This window comes from Pseudooceanicola marinus, from assembly GCF_002786295.1.
GTDB classification, from domain to species: Bacteria; Pseudomonadota; Alphaproteobacteria; order Rhodobacterales; family Rhodobacteraceae; genus Pseudooceanicola; species Pseudooceanicola marinus.
Genome location: NZ_PGTC01000010.1, coordinates 395,256 through 412,123, shown reverse-complemented (window position 1 = coordinate 412,123; position 16,868 = coordinate 395,256). Strand labels below are relative to the sequence as shown.

Below are 16,868 nucleotides of genomic sequence, written 5' to 3'. Positions count from 1 at the left end.
GACCATGTCCTTCGCCATGGATCCCCTGATCTACATCCTGATCTTCGTCGGCGTCTTCGGCCTGATCGAGGGCCTCTACCTGACGGTCTTCGGCAAGTCGATCAGCCTCAACAGCAAGGTCAACCGCCGGCTGGAGATGCTCGAAAAGGGCTCCAACCGGGAGGAAGTGCTGGAAAAGCTCCGCAAGGAGATGGAACTGCACATGGCCTCGCGGGAGATCCCGCTCTACTCGCTGCTGGCCGAACGGGCCCAGAAGGCGGCCATCGCCTTCACCCCGCCGCAGCTGATCGCGATCATGGCCGGTGTCTCCGTCGTGGCCTTCGTCGGCCTGACCATCGGCACGGAAACCGCCGTGCCCGTGCGCGCCGTGATCTCTGTCGTGATGGGCGTGGGTGCGGTCTTCATGTGGGTCAACAACAAGGCCAAGAAGCGCATCGGCCTGATCGAGGAACAGCTGCCCGACGCGGTGGAACTGATGGTGCGCTCGCTGCGCGTGGGTCACCCGTTCAGCTCTGCCATCGGCATCGTGGCCAAAGAGGTGCAGGACCCGCTGGCGACCGAGTTCGGCATCGTCGCGGACGAGGCCGCCTATGGGCGCGAGATGGGCGAGGCGCTGAAGGACATGGCCGAGCGCATCGGCCTGCAGGACCTTCGCTTCCTCGCCGTCGCCGTGACCATCCAGCAGCAATCGGGCGGTAACCTGGCCGAGGTCCTGGCGGGCCTGGCCGCGGTGATCCGCGCCCGGTTCAAGCTGTTCCGCCGGGTCAAGGCCATCACCGCAGAGGCGCAATGGTCAGGCAAGTTCCTGTCCGGCTTCCCGCTGTTCGCCCTGGTCGGCATCCTGCTGATGGACCCGAACTACTACGACGAGGTCCTGGACCACCCCTATTTCATTCCCTGCTGCATCGCGGTCGGCGTTTTCCTGACGGCCAACCTCATCGTGATGCGGCGCATGGTGAACATCCGGGTCTGACGACCCGGCCGCCCGGCGGCACGGCCCGCCCGGGCAGAACGGAGAAAGCGCATGCAGGATCTGATGCAGTTCATCACCGACCGGCTTGGCCCGGCAGGCCCGCTCTACCTCGTGGGCGGGCTGGGGCTTTTCCTGATCCTGCTGACCATCCCCTTCTTCCTGAAGAAGCAGGACGACCCCCTGGAGAAGCTGAAGGCCTCCAACCAGGGTGGCAGCAAGGACGGCACCGACAAGCACCGCGAAGCCCTGCGCGCCAAACAGGCGAACGAGCGGCTGGAACGCTACTCGACCTTCCTCGAACCGCAGAACGAGGAAGAGTATTCCGCGATCAAGCTGAAGCTGCTTCAGGCCGGCTATCGCTCGAAGGACGCGGTGCGCTATTACTACTTCGCGCAGTTTGCCCTGGGCATCCTGGGCCTGCTGGCCGGCACCATCTACTTCATGCTGTTCATCGCCCAGACCGAGCCCACGACCCAGACCACGCTGCTGTGGATCCTCGGCCCCGGCGGCGCGGGCTACTACCTGCCGAAATACTGGGTGAACAAGCGGCTGACCGAACGCAAGCAGGAGATCGAGGAAGGCTTCCCCGACAGCCTGGACATGCTGCTGGTCTGCGTCGAGGCCGGCCAGTCCATCGACCAGGCGATCATCCGCGTTGCCGAGGAATTGCGCGCCTCCTACGAACACCTGGCCGATGAATTCGAGATGGTCAGCTGGGAGATCAAGGCGGGCAAGGACAAGGCCGCCGTCTTCCAGGACATGGCGGAACGCTGTGGCGTGAACGACATCTCCTCCTTCGTGACCGTGCTGATCCAGTCGGCCACCTTCGGCACCTCGATCGCCGACGCCCTGCGCGTCTACGCGGCCGAGATGCGCGACAAGCGCGTGATGCGCGCCGAGGAAGCGGCGAACAAGCTGCCCACCAAGATGACGCTGGCGACGATGATGTTCTGCGTGCCACCGCTCTTGATCATCCTCGTCGGCCCCTCCATCGTGAACATTCAGGCCCTGGGGCAGTAACCGCGCCGCCCCGACCGCCTGGTTCCTGCCCCCGCGCGCCCGGAGCGTTCATGCCCCAGCCCTTCCTGCCCCGCCGCAGGTCCGCCCTCTCCCGTCTCTGCGCGCTGGCAGTGCCACTGCTGCTGGCCGCCTGCGCCGAGGGGCCGCCCGGCCTGCCCGACAGCCCCTATGCCCCCGGCCTCGACCCGAAGGGCGACGCCGTGGACGGCATGGTGGTCGGCGACCGGCTGTTGCAGGCCGGAGAGTACGAGCTGGCGATCGACGCCTATACCCGCGCGGCCCTGGACCAGGGGCTGACCCCACGGGTCTATGCCGGGATCGGCACCGCCAACCTGCAACTGGGCCGCCTGGGACAGGCCGAGGAACAGCTGCGCCGGGCCTCCGAGGGCGCCGACACGTCGCCCGAGGTCTGGAACAACCTCGGCCTCGTGCTGATCGGGCGCGGCCAGCTGCAGGAGGCCGTGGCCACCCTGCGCCGCGCCTATGCGCTTGATAATGGCGAAAGTGACGCAATCCGGGACAATCTGCGCTTGGCTCTCGCCATGATGGGCGAAAGACCCTATGATCCGGAGCAACAAGAAGACTTCCAGGTCGTGCACAGCGGACAAGGCTACTACGAGATCCGCGACACGGACCCTGGCTGAGGACGAGCAGTGCAAAGGACGCGATCATGCGCCACCCTTCCCAGCGTCAGCCGATGACGCGGATCCGGTCCCGATCCGCCATCTTCCTGTCCCTCTCCGCCCTGGCGGCCTTGGCGGGCTGCGCCGATCGCGACGACCAGGAGGTCGAACGGGCCTTCCAGGCGGTCAACGTGATCGAGGAAAGCAACCTGTCGGACATCATGCTGACCGTGGGCGACCCGAACGAGGCGGTGGCCTATTTCGCCCGCACCACGCGCGAGAACCCCGAGAAGATCGAGTTGAAGCGCGGCCTTGCCAGTTCCCTGGTGCGCGCCAAGCGCAACGAGGAAGCGGTCAACGCCTGGCGCGAGGTGGTAGCCCATCCCCAGGCCACCAACGAGGACCGTGTCGATTTCGCCGATGCCCTGATCCGCACCGGCAACTGGGAAGAGGCCGACGGCGTGCTGGATGCCATTCCGCCGACCTTCGAGACCTACAAGCGTTACCGGCTGGAGGCCATGGTGGCCGATAGCAACCGCGAGTGGCAGAAGGCCGACAGCTTCTATGAAATCGCCGCCGGGCTGACCACCAAGCCGTCGGGCGTGATGAACAACTGGGGCTATTCCAAGCTGACCCGCGGCGACTTCGCCGATGCCGAAGTGCTCTTCGCCGAGGCGATCCAGCAGGATCCAACCCTGTTCACCGCCAAGAACAACATGATCCTGGCCCGCGGCGCACAGCGCAAGTACAGCCTGCCCGTCATGCAGATGAGCCAGACCGAGCGTGCCCAGCTGCTGCACACCCTGGGCCTTGCGGCGGTCAAGCAGGGCGACGTGGAAACCGGCAAGGCGCTTCTGCGCGAGGCGATCGAAACCCACCCGCAGCACTTCGAAGAGGCGGTGCGCTCGCTCCGCGCGCTCGAAAGCGCCTGATCCCATGGCCGGGTTCCTGACGCCTGATCTGGCGCTTCCGGCGCGCACGGCGATGATCTTCGCCCCCTTCGTGCTGCCGCTCTGCGCCCACGTGACCTGGACCGACCTTTCAGCCATGCGGATCGCGAACCGGGCGGTGGTGGCGCTGGTGCTGGTCTTCGTGCTGATCGGTCCCCTGGTGATGCCGCTCGACGCTTATGGCTGGCGCCTGGTGACCATGGTCGTCACCCTGGGCATCACCATGCTGTTCTACGCTGGCGGCGCCATGGGCGGGGGCGATGCGAAGTTCATTCCGGCGGCCGCGCCCTTCGTCGCCCCGCCCGACCTGCTTTATGTGCTGATCCTGTTCTGTGCCCTGCTGCTGACCGGGTTCGCCACGCACCGGTTGGCCCGGGCCACGGCCCTGCGCCGCCTTGCTCCCGGCTGGCAGAGTTGGGAGGCCAGGAGCGCCGAGGGCACGAAGGCCCGCTGGCTGCGCGCGCCCTTCCCCATGGGCTTCCCCCTGGCAGGCACCCTCGCCTTCTACCTGATCCTTGCGATGATCTGATCGCAGGAGGCCGGCCCCAGAGCCGTCGCCCTAGCGGTCGATCTGGTACAGCCGATACAGCGGGCTTCCCTCGATCAAGGTCACGCTGTCCGGGTCGATCCGGGACAGGATCCTGTCGCGCACCTCGGGGCTGATCGCGCAAAGCGGCACCAGAAGATACCGCGCCACATCGTATCCCGGCAGGCCGCCATGGACCTGTGGCGCGCTGCCGGGCAGCGGCGCCCAGCCCAGGACCCACCACTGGGGCGCCATCTCATCCGCGACGAAGGGCATCTGCCCGTCCAGCGCCGGGCTGGCCCCCATGACCGCCGCCATCCGCGTGACATAGGCCAGATGGCCCTCCGCTACGCGGCAGTCCGGCAGAGGCCGCCCGGCGAAGTGGCCCGATGCGCGGGTATCCCATGGTGTCAGGACGCTGGCGCGGTCCAGGTCCCGGGTGGGCGCGAAAAGTCCGCTCTGCCCCGCCCCCACCTCGCTGTAGCGCGCGGCGGGCTGTACCGCGTGACGGACCGGGCTGTAGCCCAGATTCAGCAGGACCGGCCCGATCAGGACCAGCATGACACCCCCGAGGCTGCGCAGGATGCGTTCGCGGTCGGGATCGACCTCCGGGCCCGGCAGCCCCAGCAGGACCACCCCCAGGACAGCCAGCCACAGGGCATCATGGCCCGCGCTCTGGTAGCTCATCCAGGCAAAGCCCGGCAGCAACAGCAGCAAGGTCGACCCGCTGGCTGACCGTCCCCGCATGGCCCACAAAAGTCCCACCGCCGCCAGGGCCGACACGGTGCCCAGCGTCTGGGCCGGCGACAGCAGGATATGTCCGAAGCGGTCGCCGGACGGCGCCCCCTGCGCCGCCGCCAGCAGGTCGCGCCCGTAGGCCGGCCAGTAGGCGGCCCCCGCCACCAGCGTCACCAGCGCCAGCACCGCCAGCGCCAGCAGCAGCGCCCGCAGCAGCAGGCGCCCGCGCCCCGACAGCAGCAGGCCCAGCACGCAGGCCGGCAGCAGCGCCAGCGCAAAGCCCGGCTTGACCATCACCAGCGCCGCCATCGGCAGGCCCAGCACCACCGCATCGGCCCAGTCGCCGGCACGCCCCTGGATCGGAGGGAACAGCACCACCGGGATGACGAGAAAAGCCAGCGCCCAGGCCCAACGGGATGCCTGCGCGGCAAGCGACAGGACCGGATCGGTGCCCCCGGGCACCAGCGCCAGCGGGACGGTCACGCAAAGCAGGACCAACGCCAGCGACGGCCAGAAGGCCAGCCGGCTCCAGGCGATCCAGACCACGGCAGGCGCGATCAGCACCGCCAGCCCCCATTGCGCCCAGAGCATCGCCTCCCCCGCCGACATCCCCGCCCGCATCAGCAATCCCGCGGGGGCAAAGCTCCAGGATCCGAGGGGGGAGGAAAAGTCGAGATGGGCCACCTGCCCCCCGGCGCTCCGCAGGACCAGTTCGGCCAGCTGCAACATCTGCGGGGCCTGAGCATTGAAACGAAACCCGCCGGCCAGACCGATCAGCCCGGCCTCGACCGCCAGGATCCCGATCAGCAGCGCGATGATGCGGCCGGTCTCTGACCTGTTCATCTGTCCCTCATGGTTTCCGCGGCACTCTAGGACTGCAAACCGGCCCTTGCACGCATTTCTGCCTGACCTGACGGGGATTTGCCATTAGTCTCAACCATGACAGACCAAGGAGACACGCCATGAACATGCAGCCTCAGGGCAGCGTCCAGGCGCCCCCGGCGCCCAGCACGCTGGACGGGATGCGGCTGCCGGTGGTGATGATGCGTGACATCGTCATCAAGACCATGTTCCGCCGCAACACCGAGACCGTGACGGACCTGGCGCGCGCCATCTGCCTGCCCGTGGCGGTGACCCAGGAACTGGTGGACCTGTGTCGCGACCAGCTGCTGGTCGAGGCGACGGGGTCGATGTCGGCCTCCTCCTCCGGCGAGATGGGCTATCAACTGACCGACAACGGCCGGGCGCGGGCGCTGGATGCGCTGGCGCAGTCGGAATACTTCGGCCCCATGCCCGTCCCGATGGAGGTCTACGCCGAACAGGTCAAACGCCAGTCGGTGCGTGACATCCAGCTGACCCGCGATCGCCTGGAACAGGCCATGGGGCACCTGATCCTGCCGCCGGACCTGATTGCCAACCTCGGGCCGGCGATCTCCTCCGGGCGGTCGATCCTGATGTACGGCCCGCCCGGCAACGGCAAATCCTCGATCTCCAACGGCATCCGCGATGCGCTTGGCGACAGGATCTTCGTGCCGCGCGCGGTGGAATACTCGGGCCAGGTCATCACCGTCTACGACCCGATCGTCCATGCCGCCGCCGAGGAACAGCACGACGACCCCACCCAGCTGCGCCGCGCCTCCGACCGCTACGACACCCGTTACGTGCGCTGCGAACGGCCCACCGTCATCACCGGGGGGGAGCTGTCGCTGGACATGCTGGACCTGACCTACAACCCGGTGGCGCGCACCTACCAGGCCCCGCTGCAGTTGAAGGCCACCGGCGGCGTCTTCATCGTCGACGATCTGGGCCGCCAGGCGGAACCGCCGCAGGCGCTGATCAACCGCTGGATCGTGCCGCTGGAGGAAAACAAGGACATCCTGGCCCTGCAGTCGGGCGAGAAGTTCGAGGTGCCCTTCGACACGCTGGTCATCTTCTCCACCAACTTCCACCCGAACGAGATCTTCGACCAGGCAGCGCTGCGGCGGATCTTCTTCAAGATCAAGATCGACGGCCCCAGCCAGGAGAACTTCCTGAAGATCTTCGCCCTGGTCGCCAAGAAGAAGAAGATGCCCCTGTCCGAGGCCGCCCTGCGTCACCTGTTGAAGAACAAGTATCCCACCATCGGCAACGTCTTTGCCAACTACCAGCCGGTCTTCCTGATCGACCAGATGATCGCAATCTGCGAGTTCGAAGGCATCCCCTACCAGATGTCGCCGCAGCTGATCGACCGGGCCTGGTCCAACATGTTCCTGCGTGACGAGGCCATCACGCGCTGATCGCCGCCGGCACCGGACTGGCCGGCTTTCCCTTAATGGCAAAGGACGCTACCCGTGGCGCGCTGAAGACGAGGGGCCAGATGACGATCACCGAAGAACACGAACTGGACGCGATGCGCGAGATCGGTCGCATCGTCGCCAACACGCTGCAGGCCATGGGTCGCGCGCTGGAACCAGGCATGACCACCGCTGAGCTGGACGCCATCGGCGCCACCCTGCTGGAGCGCGACGGCGCGGTTTCCGCCCCACAGTCCTGCTACGACTTTCCCGGCGCGACCTGCATCAGCGTGAACGAAGAGATCGCCCATGGCATCCCCGGCCCTCGCGTGCTGCGCGAGGGCGACCTGGTGAACATCGACGTCTCCGCCTCCAAGGATGGCTACTTCTCCGACACCGGCGCCACCTTCCGGCTGGGCAAGGTGCGGCCGAAGCTGGACCGGCTGTGCAAGGACGGGCGCCGCGCCATGCAGATCGGGATCAACCAGGTGGCGGCGGGCAAGCCGCTGGCCGGGATCGGCAATGCCGTCGGTCGTTTCGCCAAGGCGCGCGACTACACGCTGATCCGCAACCTGGCCAGTCACGGCATCGGTCGGACCCTGCACGAATACCCCGAGGAGATCGCGACCTGGCCCGTGCGCCGCGACCGCCGCCGGATCGAGAAGGGTCTGGTCCTGACGGTGGAACCCTTCCTGTCGCTCGGCGGTCTCTGGGCAGATCAGGGCGACGACGGCTGGACCCTGACGGCAGAGCCGGGCGCGCCGACCGTGCAGTACGAACACACCATCGTCGCCACGGCATCGGGCGCAGAGGTGCTGACCCTGCCGGGCTGATGCAGCCCCCACATAAGGTCAAAGAAAAAGGGGCGCGCCCTGCGGCGTGCCCCTTTGCAGTTTCCTCAAGGCGCCGTGGCCTGCAGGCTCCGGCTCATTCGGCAGCCGCGATCCTCTGGCCCATGGGCGTCGGTGCCTCTTCCACGTCACGTTTCAGTGGCTCGGACGGGCCAAGGCCCTTTTCTTCCAAGCAGAGCGAGGCGATGCAGGCCAGCGCGGACGCCACGGCGCCCACCAGGAAGAGCGGCGACAGCGCATCGGAGAAGCCCTGCACGACCTGGCCCTGCAAGGCGGGTTCCAGTTCCGCCACCAGCGTCGTCGTGATGTCCTGCACCCGCTCGACCTGCGGCAGCAGGGGCTGCACGTGTTCACCCAGGCCATGGTTGAAGATGGCCCCGAACACCGAGGTGCCGACCGACCCGCCCGTCAGGCGGAACATGTTGGCGCTGGCGGTGCCCACGCCCAGGTGTTCGCGCGGCACGGCGGTCTGGATGGCGACGATGCCCACCGACATCGTGGGTCCGATGCCCACGCCGACGAAGAACAGGTTCAGCGTGATCTGCCACAACGGCGTCTCCGGCCCCACGGTCGAGAGCATCAGCAGCGCGGCGGCCAGCACCACGGTGGAGATGTTGGGCAGGAACTTGAACCGGCCAGTGTAGGTCATCACCCGGCCCGCTGTGAAGGACAGGCTGATCAGCCCGGCCATCATCGCGATCATGTAGACACCACTTTCCGCCGGCGGCACGCCCTTCACCACCTGCAGGAACATGGGGATGAAGCTGATGGTGCCGAACATCGCCATGCCGATCAGCACGTTGACCCCGTTGGCGGCCAGGAAGTTGCGGATGCGGAACAGATCCAGCGGCAGCACCGGCTCTGCCGCGCGCCGCTCGGCCAGGACGAAGCCCACCACGGCCAGCGCGGCCACGGCCATCAGCACCAGCATCGGGGTCGACGACCACGCCAGGGTGGAGCCGCCAAGCGAGGCGATCAGCACCACCGAGGACAGCAGCGCCATCAGCAGCACGGCGCCCAGGTAGTCCATCTTGTGCTTCATCTGTTCATCCGGCGCCTTCAGCGTGCGGCTGAGGACGGTGAAGGCGGCGATGCCGAAGGGGATGTTGACGAAGAAGATCCAGTGCCAGCCCACGGTCTGCACCAGGAAACCGCCGACCAGCGGCCCCAGCACGGTAGAGACACCGAAAACGCCAGACAGCATGCCCTGCGCCTTGGCGCGTTCGCGCGGCGGCAGCAGATCGGCGACGACGGCCATGGCCACCACGATCAGGGAGCCGCCGCCGAAGCCCTGGATGATACGCCCGCCGACCAGTATCGGCATGGTCCAGGCGGCGCCGGCGATCCAGCCACCGACCAGGAAGATGGCAATGCCGAACTGCAGCACGATCTTGCGCCCATACATATCGCCCAGCTTGCCCGCGATCGGCGCCCCGATGGTGGAGGCCAGCAGGTAGGCCGTGACGACCCAGGTGATGTAGGACAGCCCGCCCAGATCGCTGACAATCTCCGGCAGCGCCGTGGAGACGATGCTTTGCCCGGTGGAGGCCAGGAACAGGGTCAGGGCCACGGTAATCATGGTCAAACGGCGGATTTTGGGGTCTGGCAGGCCGCTGTCGGTCTCTGCCCCCGCGGGCGCCGCGGCGGCGCCGTCTTGGGTGGAACGGATCATGCTGTATGTCTTTTCTTGTCGGAAGGCGCCCGGAAGGTCCGCTCACCTGCGTGACAGACCGATCCCCGCCTTGCTAAACTGGATTGCGTCTCATATATGCTCATGGCATATGCATGTCAACTGCATGCAATAATCCGAACGGAGGGTAGAACGATCGCCACGCGAGAAGAGGACCTGGCCGCGCTGCTGTCCGAGGCCGGCATTCCCGAAACCGCAACCCGTCAGGCGTTGCAGATCGACGCCGTGCTGCAGAAGTGGCGCCGCCGCATGGGCAAGCGCGAGCTGGGGCGCATGGCGCTGGAACGGCTGAAGCTGGACATCGACCTGCCCAAGCTCGACGTGCTAATGGCCACGCGCGCGCCCTCCAACGAATTCGGCGACGAAGAAGGCGAGACGATGGTTTCCACCATCGCCTGCCGCCTGTCCATCGACCCGTCTCGCGCCTCGCGGCTGGTGTCGGACCTGATCGGCCTGGGCTACCTGAAACGCGGCGTCAGCCAGCAGGACGCGCGGCGCACCATCGTCGAGCTGACCGACAAGGGCCTGGTGACCGTCGACGCGGTCCGCACGCTGAAGTTCATGATCCTGGGCGACTACCTGCGCGGCTGGGACAGCGCCGAGGTGGAGGCCTTCCTGCCCCTGCTCGACCGTTTCTCGACCTGGTCGCAGGAGGCCGCGGCCGCCGATCACAGCCGGTTCGAGACCACCATCGACACCCTGGTGGCCCAGCTGGATGCGGTGGGCGCGGTCGGACGCACCGCCGACACCCAGGACACCGGCACCTGAGAATTGCGCGAGCGGGCGCCCGTCGCCCCTCGCCAAACCCCGGCCCCGCGCCTATCTCTACCCCATGACGCTTCCCCCCCGGTTCCGTGACTGGTTCTCTGCCCGCGGCTGGCAGGTCCACCCGCACCAGCAGGACATGCTGGCGCGCAAGGACGATCCTGCCCTGCTGCTGATCGCCCCCACGGGCGGGGGCAAGACGCTGGCGGGGTTCCTGCCGACGCTGGTCGAACTGGCCGACGGGGGGCACGAGGGGCTGCACACCCTCTACATCTCGCCGCTGAAGGCCCTGGCCGCTGACATCCGCCGCAACCTGTCGACCCCGGTGGAGGAGATGGGCCTGCCGATCCGCATCGAGGATCGCACCGGCGACACCTCCTACACGGTCAAGCGCCGCCAGCGCGCCGACCCGCCCCACATTCTGCTGACCACGCCGGAAAGCCTGGCCCTGATGACCAGCTACGAAGACGCCCCGCGCATCTTCGCAGGGCTGAAGCGGGTGGTGGTGGATGAAATCCATGCCCTCGCGGAATCGAAACGCGGCGACCAGCTGATGCTGGCACTGGCGCGGTTGGAGGCGCTCCGCCCCGGGCTGCGGCGCGTCGGTCTGTCCGCCACGGTCGAAGATCCCCCCGCCCTGTCGCGGTTTCTGGCGCGCCACCCCGACCCCTGCGCCATCCTGCAGGCCGACCCCGGCCCGGCGCCAGACATCCAGATGCTGCAGGTGGACACGCCGCCCCCCTGGTCCGGCGGCGGCGGCGCCTATGCCATCCCCGAGGTGCTCGACCAGATCCGCCGGCACCGCATCACCCTGATCTTCCACAACACCCGCGCCCAGGCCGAGATTTTCTTTCACAACCTCTGGATGGCCAACGAAGAAGGCCTGCCGATCGGCATCCACCACGGCTCGCTCGACCGGCAGCAACGGGAGCGGGTGGAAAAGGCCATGGTGCAGGGACGGTTGCGGGCCGTGGTCTGTACCGGCTCGCTGGATCTCGGGATTGACTGGGGCGACGTCGACCTGGTGATCCAGGTGGGCGCGCCGAAGAACGTCAAACGCCTGGTGCAGCGGATCGGACGGGCCAACCACCGCTACAACGCGCCGTCGAAGGCGCTGCTGGTGCCCGCCAACCGCTTCGAGGTCGTGGAATGCGTGGCCGCGCTGGAGGCGGTGAAGGAAAACGACCTGGACGGCGACCCACGGGGGCCGGGGCCGCGCGACGTGCTCTGCCAGCAGATCCTGATCGCGGCCTGCGCCGGCCCCATAGACGCCGATGCGCTCTATGCCGAGGTGACCACCGCCGGCCCCTACGCGGGTCTCAGCCGCGCCGCCTTCGACGATTGCCTCGATTTCGTGGCGACGGGGGGCTACGCCCTGCGCGGCTACGACCAGTGGCAGCGGCTGAAACAGCGTCCCGACGGCGCCTGGCAGCTGCGCGACCCACGCGCGAGCCAGCTGATCCGGATGAACATCGGCACGATCCAGGACAGCGACACGCTGAAGGTGCGGATGAAACGCGGCGGCGGCCGGGCTTTGGGCGAGGTCGAGGAAGGTTTTGCCGCCTCGCTGACCCCGGGCGACACCTTCCTGATCGGCGGCCGCATCGTCCGCTACGAGGGCTTACGCGAAATGACGGTGGAGGTCAGCCGCGACCCGGGGCGCAAACCCAAGGTGGCGGTGTTTTCAGGCACGAAATTCGCCACCTCCACCCAGCTGTCGCACCGCATCCTGCGCATGTTTCGCCAAGACAGCTGGCCCGAGCTGCCCGCCCATACGGCGGACTGGCTGACCCTGCAGCGCGAAGTGTCGCGCCTGCCGGAACCGGGCCGGCTGCTGGTCGAGAGTTTCCCTCACGATGGGCGGCAGCACCTGGTTGTCTATGGCTTTGCCGGTCGCAACGCCATGCAGACCCTGGGCCTTCTGCTGACCAAGCGGATGGAGGAGATGGGCCTGGCCCCCCTCGGCTTCGTCGCCACCGACTATGCCACGCTGATCTGGGGGCTGGATGCGGTGACCGATCCCGCGCCGCTCTTCGACGCCGAGGCGCTGCGTGACGGGCTGGAGGGCTGGCTGGCGGGCAACGCGGTGATGAAACGCACCTTCCGCGCCTCGGCCAATATCGCGGGCCTGATCAATCGCAACACGCCGCAGTCGCGCAAATCGGGGCGGCAGGCCACGTTTTCGTCCGACATCCTCTACGACACGCTGCACCGCTACGATCCCGACCACCTGCTGATGCGGATCACCCGCGAGGAAGCCATGCGCGGCCTCGTCGATTTCGGTCGGATCGAGGAGATGCTGGGCCGGATCTCGGGCATCGACCACCTGCGTCTCGACCGCGTCACCCCGCTGGCCGCACCGCTGTTCCTGGAAGTCGGCAAGGTCCCGGTGGAGGGCGAGGGACGCGAGCGGCTCGAAGAACAGGAGGCCGAGCGCCTGATGCAGGCCGCGGGCCTGGCCTGAGCGGCCCTCACGCCTGCGCGGAGGACGGCAGCCTCTCGGAAAGCGCGTGCTCCAGGCTTCTCTTTGCTGAAAGCATCCCGTGGGAAGGCGCGCAGCGGGGGGCAGAGCTCCCTGCCCGACCCGCATCATTGCCACGGCCCCTCTTGCCCTTCCCCGCCGCCCGCGCCAAGAACGGCCCATGACCGGCCATCCCTTCGCTCTTGCCGGGGCCCAGATGATCGCCCTGCCGTCGGGCGCGCTGCACTGGCCCGCCGAACGCCTGCTCTGCGTCTCCGACCTGCACCTGGGCAAGGCCGAACGCGCTGCGCGCCGCGCGCTCTCGCCCTTGCCGCCCTATGAGACCCAGGACACCCTTGCGCGCCTCGAAGAGGCGCTGGAACAGACGCAGGCCGAGACCGTGGTCTGCCTGGGCGACAGTTTCGACGATGACGCCGCCGCCCGCGCCCTGCCGCAGGCGCACAGGCTGTGGATCGCCACGTTGCAGGCCGGGCGGCGCTGGATTTGGATCGAAGGCAATCACGATCCCGGCCCCGTCGACCTGGGCGGAGAACACCTGGCCGAGATGTCCCTCGGCCCCCTCACCTTCCGCCACATCGCCCTACCCGGGGCCCAGGCGGAGGTGTCAGGCCATTACCACCCCAAGGCCGGTCTGCGCGGCGGGCGGGCGCGACCCTGTTTCCTGCTTGACCGTCAACGCCTGATCCTGCCGGCCTTCGGCACCTATACCGGCGGCCTGCGCACGCGCGACCCGGCGCTGTCGGGCCTGATGGAGCCGGGCGCGGTGGCCATCCTCACCGGATCGGTGGCCCGACCGATCCCGATGCCGCGTTGAGCTGCGGCCACAGAGTTTGTCTTTCCTCGACCTGAGGCCGATTTGCCCGGGCAAACGGCCTAATATCCGCTGCTGGACTCCAAAGGGGAATCCTTGATCGGTCACTTTGGCCTGGCCCGCTGATGGAAAGTGAATAGGCTTTCCATGACTTGATAAGCAAAGTTCACGCAATGAAACGCGGTGCCGGCGCAGCCATAAAGGTCCGAAAAGTGATATCACCTGCACCTCTGTCGAGACGGCCTGAGGGCGTGGATTTTACACAATCCACGCCTCGCGCCTTGCGCGGATCAGGAAAGTCCGGCAGCGGAGATCGTCAAAACAGCCCCTCGATCTCCCCCGCCTCGTTCAACCCGATCGCTTCCGCCGCCGGCACGCGGGGCAGGCCCGGCATGGTCATGATCTCCCCGCAGATCGCCACCACGAAGCCCGCCCCGGCGCTCAACCGGACCTCGCGGACCGGCACGCGGAACCCTTCGGGCGCGCCGCGCAGGCCCGGGTCGGCGCTGAAGGAATACTGCGTCTTGGCCATGCAGACCGGCAGATCCCCGAAACCCGCCTTCTCCCAGTCCGCCAGCTGCGCCCGCACCGGGGCCGGCATGTCGACGCCTTCGGCGCGGTAGATGCGCCGGGCGACGGTCTCGATCTTCTCCACCAACCCCATGTCGTCGGGGTAGATCGGCGCGAAATCCGCATCGCCCGCCTGCACGACCTCAGCCACGCGACGCGCCAGCCCCTCGATGCCCGCGCCCCCGTCGGCCCAGTGGGTGCACAGGTGCACCTCGGCCCCCTGCCCCTCGACGTAGTCGCGCACGGCCGCCAGTTCGGCTTCGGTATCGCCGTCGAACCGGTTGATCGCCACCAGCACCGGCAGGCCATAGCCGCGCAGGTTTTCCAGATGGCGGCCCAGGTTGGCGCAACCGCGCGCCACCGCTTTGGCATCCTCAGCCCCCAGGTCAGCCTTGTCGACACCGCCCGACATCTTCAGCGAGCGCACCGTGGCCACCAGCACCGCCGCATCGGGCGACAGGCCAGCCTTGCGACATTTGATGTCGAGGAATTTCTCCGCCCCGAGGTCGGCGCCGAAGCCCGCCTCGGTCACCACGATGTCCGCCAGGCGCAGGGCGGTGTCCGTGGCCACCACGGAATTGCAGCCATGGGCAATATTGGCGAAGGGCCCACCATGGACGAAGGCGGGCGTGTTTTCCAGCGTCTGCACCAGGTTGGGCTGCATCGCTTCGCGCAGCAGAACCACCATGGCGCCGTCAGCTTTCAGATCCTTCGCCGTCACCGGAGCCTTGTCGCGGGTATAGCCGATGATGATCCGGCCCAGACGCGCCTGCAGGTCGTCGAGGTCCCGCGCCAGGCAGAGGATCGCCATGATCTCGCTCGCCACCGTGATGTCGAAGCCGGTCTGGCGCGGAAACCCGTTGCCGACACCGCCCAGCGAGACGACCACGTCGCGCAGCGCCCGGTCGTTCATGTCCATCACCCGCCGCCAAGTGACCCGCCGTGCGTCGATGTCCAGCGCATTGCCCCAGTGGATATGGTTGTCGATCATCGCCGCCAGCAGGTTGTGGGCGCTGGTGATGGCGTGGAAATCCCCGGTGAAATGCAGGTTCATTTCCTCCATCGGCACCACCTGGGCATGGCCGCCGCCGGCCGCGCCGCCCTTCATGCCGAAACAGGGGCCCAGCGAGGCCTCGCGCAGGCAGATCGCCACATTTTCCCCGATGCGTGCCAGCCCGTCGCCCAGGCCGACGGTGGTCGTCGTCTTACCCTCGCCCGCGGGCGTCGGGGTCACGGCGGTGACCAGCACCAGCTTGCCGCGGCGCCGATCCGCCAGGCTGGCAATGAAATCGCGGTCCACCTTGGCCTTGTCACGGCCATAGGGCAGCACGGCCTCTTCGGGAATGCCCAGGCGGTCCGCGATCTCGGTGATCGGCTTCTTGCGCGCCGCGCGGGCGATCTCGATGTCACTGGGCTGGCTCATGGCTGTCTCCTTCTCGCCGGCCCCGGGCGCGCAGCCCCGGGCGTCGGGCGGAGCCTATCCGTCCCTGCGTCGCTTGCCAAAGGGGCTGTCATGCGGGTGCAGCAAGTCAGGAATTCCATACGGTCAGGTATTCATGACTTCCGCAGTCGGAAACTTGTGAGTAAGAGCAGCGGAACTTTTTTCCTCAACACCGCGTTAATACCCCGAACGGACGATAACTCCATAGCTGCCCAAGGAGAACAAACATGAGATCCGCTGCCCTCGTCGTCTTCCCCAGCTTCGCTGCCACGCTTGCGCTGGCCGTGGCGCTGTTTGCCTGACGACACCCCTCCCCAGAACTCAGTCTGATTGCCGGCAGGTTCCTCCCTCGGAACCTGCCGGTTTTTTATTGGCCGGGCCCAGCTGCGATCAGGCGCATGCAGTCAGTCGCGGGCATCGGCATAGGCGCGGTCCAGGTGCGCCCAGACCGGCTGATGGGGGATATGCAGGCGGATCTCCTCGCCCAGGGTGAAGGCGCCCTCGCGCTCCACCCAGGCGGTGACGCCGCGCAACCCGCGCGCGGCGCGTTTGAATGGCTTGCCGTGGCCCGGCATGCGCTTCTCGATCTCCCGCGCCGGCAGCAGGCAGGGGCGGTTTTCCATATCCACCGTCACGGTCGCCCCGCCGGCGCCCTGCAGGCGCGACGAGGGTGGCACATGGCTGAAATCGGGGATGCCTTCTATCACCATGGTGGCGCCCAAGAGGGCCGGATCCAGCGTCTCCAGCCCGCAGCCTTCGGCGATCTTTGCCAGTTCCTCCGCCGAGACGATCGAGAGCTGGCGCACGTTGCGGATCTCGGTGCCCCGCTCCGGGTATTGCGCCAGGACCCGCGAACAGCTGGGGCGTGTCAGCCCGCCATGGCTTTCCCCCGCCGGGCCGGAGAACCGCAGCTCCAGCCGCTCACGCGGGACGGACGGCAAATCGCTGTCGCGGTCGGGCACGAGGCCCAGCCAGGTGATGCGCGCGGTGTAATCTGTGGCAATGAGGGCAGGCATGTCTTTCTCCGGTCCAGGGCACGGGCTGATCCTCGCCGCAAGCCCGGCGCCCGGCAACCCGAAAGCGCCGGGAAGAGGTGATCTGCAGAAGGGGCCTTGTACCCGTCTCGGCCCGCCGAGACTCCCGCCGGAGGCCAAC

General features: G+C 67.6%; 14 protein-coding genes. 10 read left to right on the top strand and 4 right to left on the bottom strand.

From position 1 onward, the window contains the following. Window positions 1–4: 4 nt before the first annotated feature. From CVM50_RS06180 to CVM50_RS06160, 5 genes are read left to right on the top strand one after another with little or no spacing between them, the layout of a single operon-like run. Window positions 5–973, top strand: a complete 969-nt coding sequence (locus CVM50_RS06180; protein WP_085887493.1) for a type II secretion system F family protein — start codon at window positions 5–7, stop codon at window positions 971–973. 51 nt (window positions 974–1,024) lie between these two features. Further along, a complete protein-coding gene (locus CVM50_RS06175) occupies window positions 1,025–1,993 on the top strand; it encodes a type II secretion system F family protein (protein ID WP_085887494.1) in 969 nt (322 codons plus the stop codon). A 50-nt stretch (window positions 1,994–2,043) separates the two neighbouring features. After that, window positions 2,044–2,637, top strand: a complete 594-nt coding sequence (locus CVM50_RS06170; protein ID WP_085887495.1) for a tetratricopeptide repeat protein — start codon at window positions 2,044–2,046, stop codon at window positions 2,635–2,637. A 53-nt stretch (window positions 2,638–2,690) separates the two neighbouring features. Continuing rightward, window positions 2,691–3,548, top strand: coding sequence for a tetratricopeptide repeat protein (locus CVM50_RS06165; protein WP_085887496.1), 858 nt, complete (start codon window positions 2,691–2,693; stop codon window positions 3,546–3,548). A gap of 4 nt (window positions 3,549–3,552) precedes the next feature. Next, window positions 3,553–4,095, top strand: coding sequence for a prepilin peptidase (locus CVM50_RS06160; RefSeq protein ID WP_085887497.1), 543 nt, complete (start codon window positions 3,553–3,555; stop codon window positions 4,093–4,095). Between the two features lie 30 nt (window positions 4,096–4,125). Here CVM50_RS06160 and CVM50_RS06155 read toward each other — a convergent pair whose 3' ends face one another. Beyond that, a complete protein-coding gene (locus CVM50_RS06155) occupies window positions 4,126–5,673 on the bottom strand; it encodes a hypothetical protein (protein WP_085887498.1) in 1,548 nt (515 codons plus the stop codon). A 119-nt stretch (window positions 5,674–5,792) separates the two neighbouring features. Between CVM50_RS06155 and CVM50_RS06150 the strand changes: the two genes are divergently transcribed. Together CVM50_RS06150 and map are read left to right on the top strand one after the other, a co-directional pair. Beyond that, the gene (locus CVM50_RS06150) at window positions 5,793–7,106 is read left to right on the top strand and encodes a P-loop NTPase family protein (RefSeq protein ID WP_085887499.1); all 1,314 of its coding nucleotides are present in this window, start codon (window positions 5,793–5,795) and stop codon (window positions 7,104–7,106) included. Window positions 7,107–7,186: 80 nt separating this feature from the next. Beyond that, window positions 7,187–7,936, top strand: coding sequence for a type I methionyl aminopeptidase (gene map, locus CVM50_RS06145; RefSeq protein WP_085887500.1), 750 nt, complete (start codon window positions 7,187–7,189; stop codon window positions 7,934–7,936). 94 nt (window positions 7,937–8,030) lie between these two features. On the opposite strand, the gene CVM50_RS06140 is transcribed toward map, so the two are convergent. Beyond that, window positions 8,031–9,626, bottom strand: a complete 1,596-nt coding sequence (locus tag CVM50_RS06140) for an MDR family MFS transporter (protein WP_085887501.1) — start codon at window positions 9,624–9,626, stop codon at window positions 8,031–8,033. A 102-nt stretch (window positions 9,627–9,728) separates the two neighbouring features. Here CVM50_RS06140 and CVM50_RS06135 point away from each other — a divergent pair, with 102 nt between their 5' ends. The 3 genes from CVM50_RS06135 (at window position 9,729) to pdeM (ending at window position 13,705) form a co-directional block, all read left to right on the top strand. After that, window positions 9,729–10,412, top strand: coding sequence for a MarR family winged helix-turn-helix transcriptional regulator (locus tag CVM50_RS06135; protein ID WP_198431861.1), 684 nt, complete (start codon window positions 9,729–9,731; stop codon window positions 10,410–10,412). A gap of 64 nt (window positions 10,413–10,476) precedes the next feature. Next, window positions 10,477–12,873: a ligase-associated DNA damage response DEXH box helicase gene (locus CVM50_RS06130; RefSeq protein ID WP_085887502.1), complete on the top strand. Its 2,397-nt coding sequence runs from the start codon at window positions 10,477–10,479 to the stop codon at window positions 12,871–12,873. A gap of 178 nt (window positions 12,874–13,051) precedes the next feature. Then, entirely contained in the window at window positions 13,052–13,705 is a 654-nt protein-coding gene (pdeM, locus tag CVM50_RS06125) for a ligase-associated DNA damage response endonuclease PdeM (protein ID WP_085887503.1), read from the top strand. A 313-nt stretch (window positions 13,706–14,018) separates the two neighbouring features. On the opposite strand, the gene CVM50_RS06120 is transcribed toward pdeM, so the two are convergent. Then, window positions 14,019–15,695 (bottom strand): formate--tetrahydrofolate ligase, encoded by a 1,677-nt coding sequence (locus CVM50_RS06120; RefSeq protein WP_085887504.1) that lies wholly within the window; start codon window positions 15,693–15,695, stop codon window positions 14,019–14,021. Between the two features lie 422 nt (window positions 15,696–16,117). After that, window positions 16,118–16,729: an MOSC domain-containing protein gene (locus CVM50_RS06115; RefSeq protein ID WP_085887505.1), complete on the bottom strand. Its 612-nt coding sequence runs from the start codon at window positions 16,727–16,729 to the stop codon at window positions 16,118–16,120. Window positions 16,730–16,868: the final 139 nt, after the last annotated feature.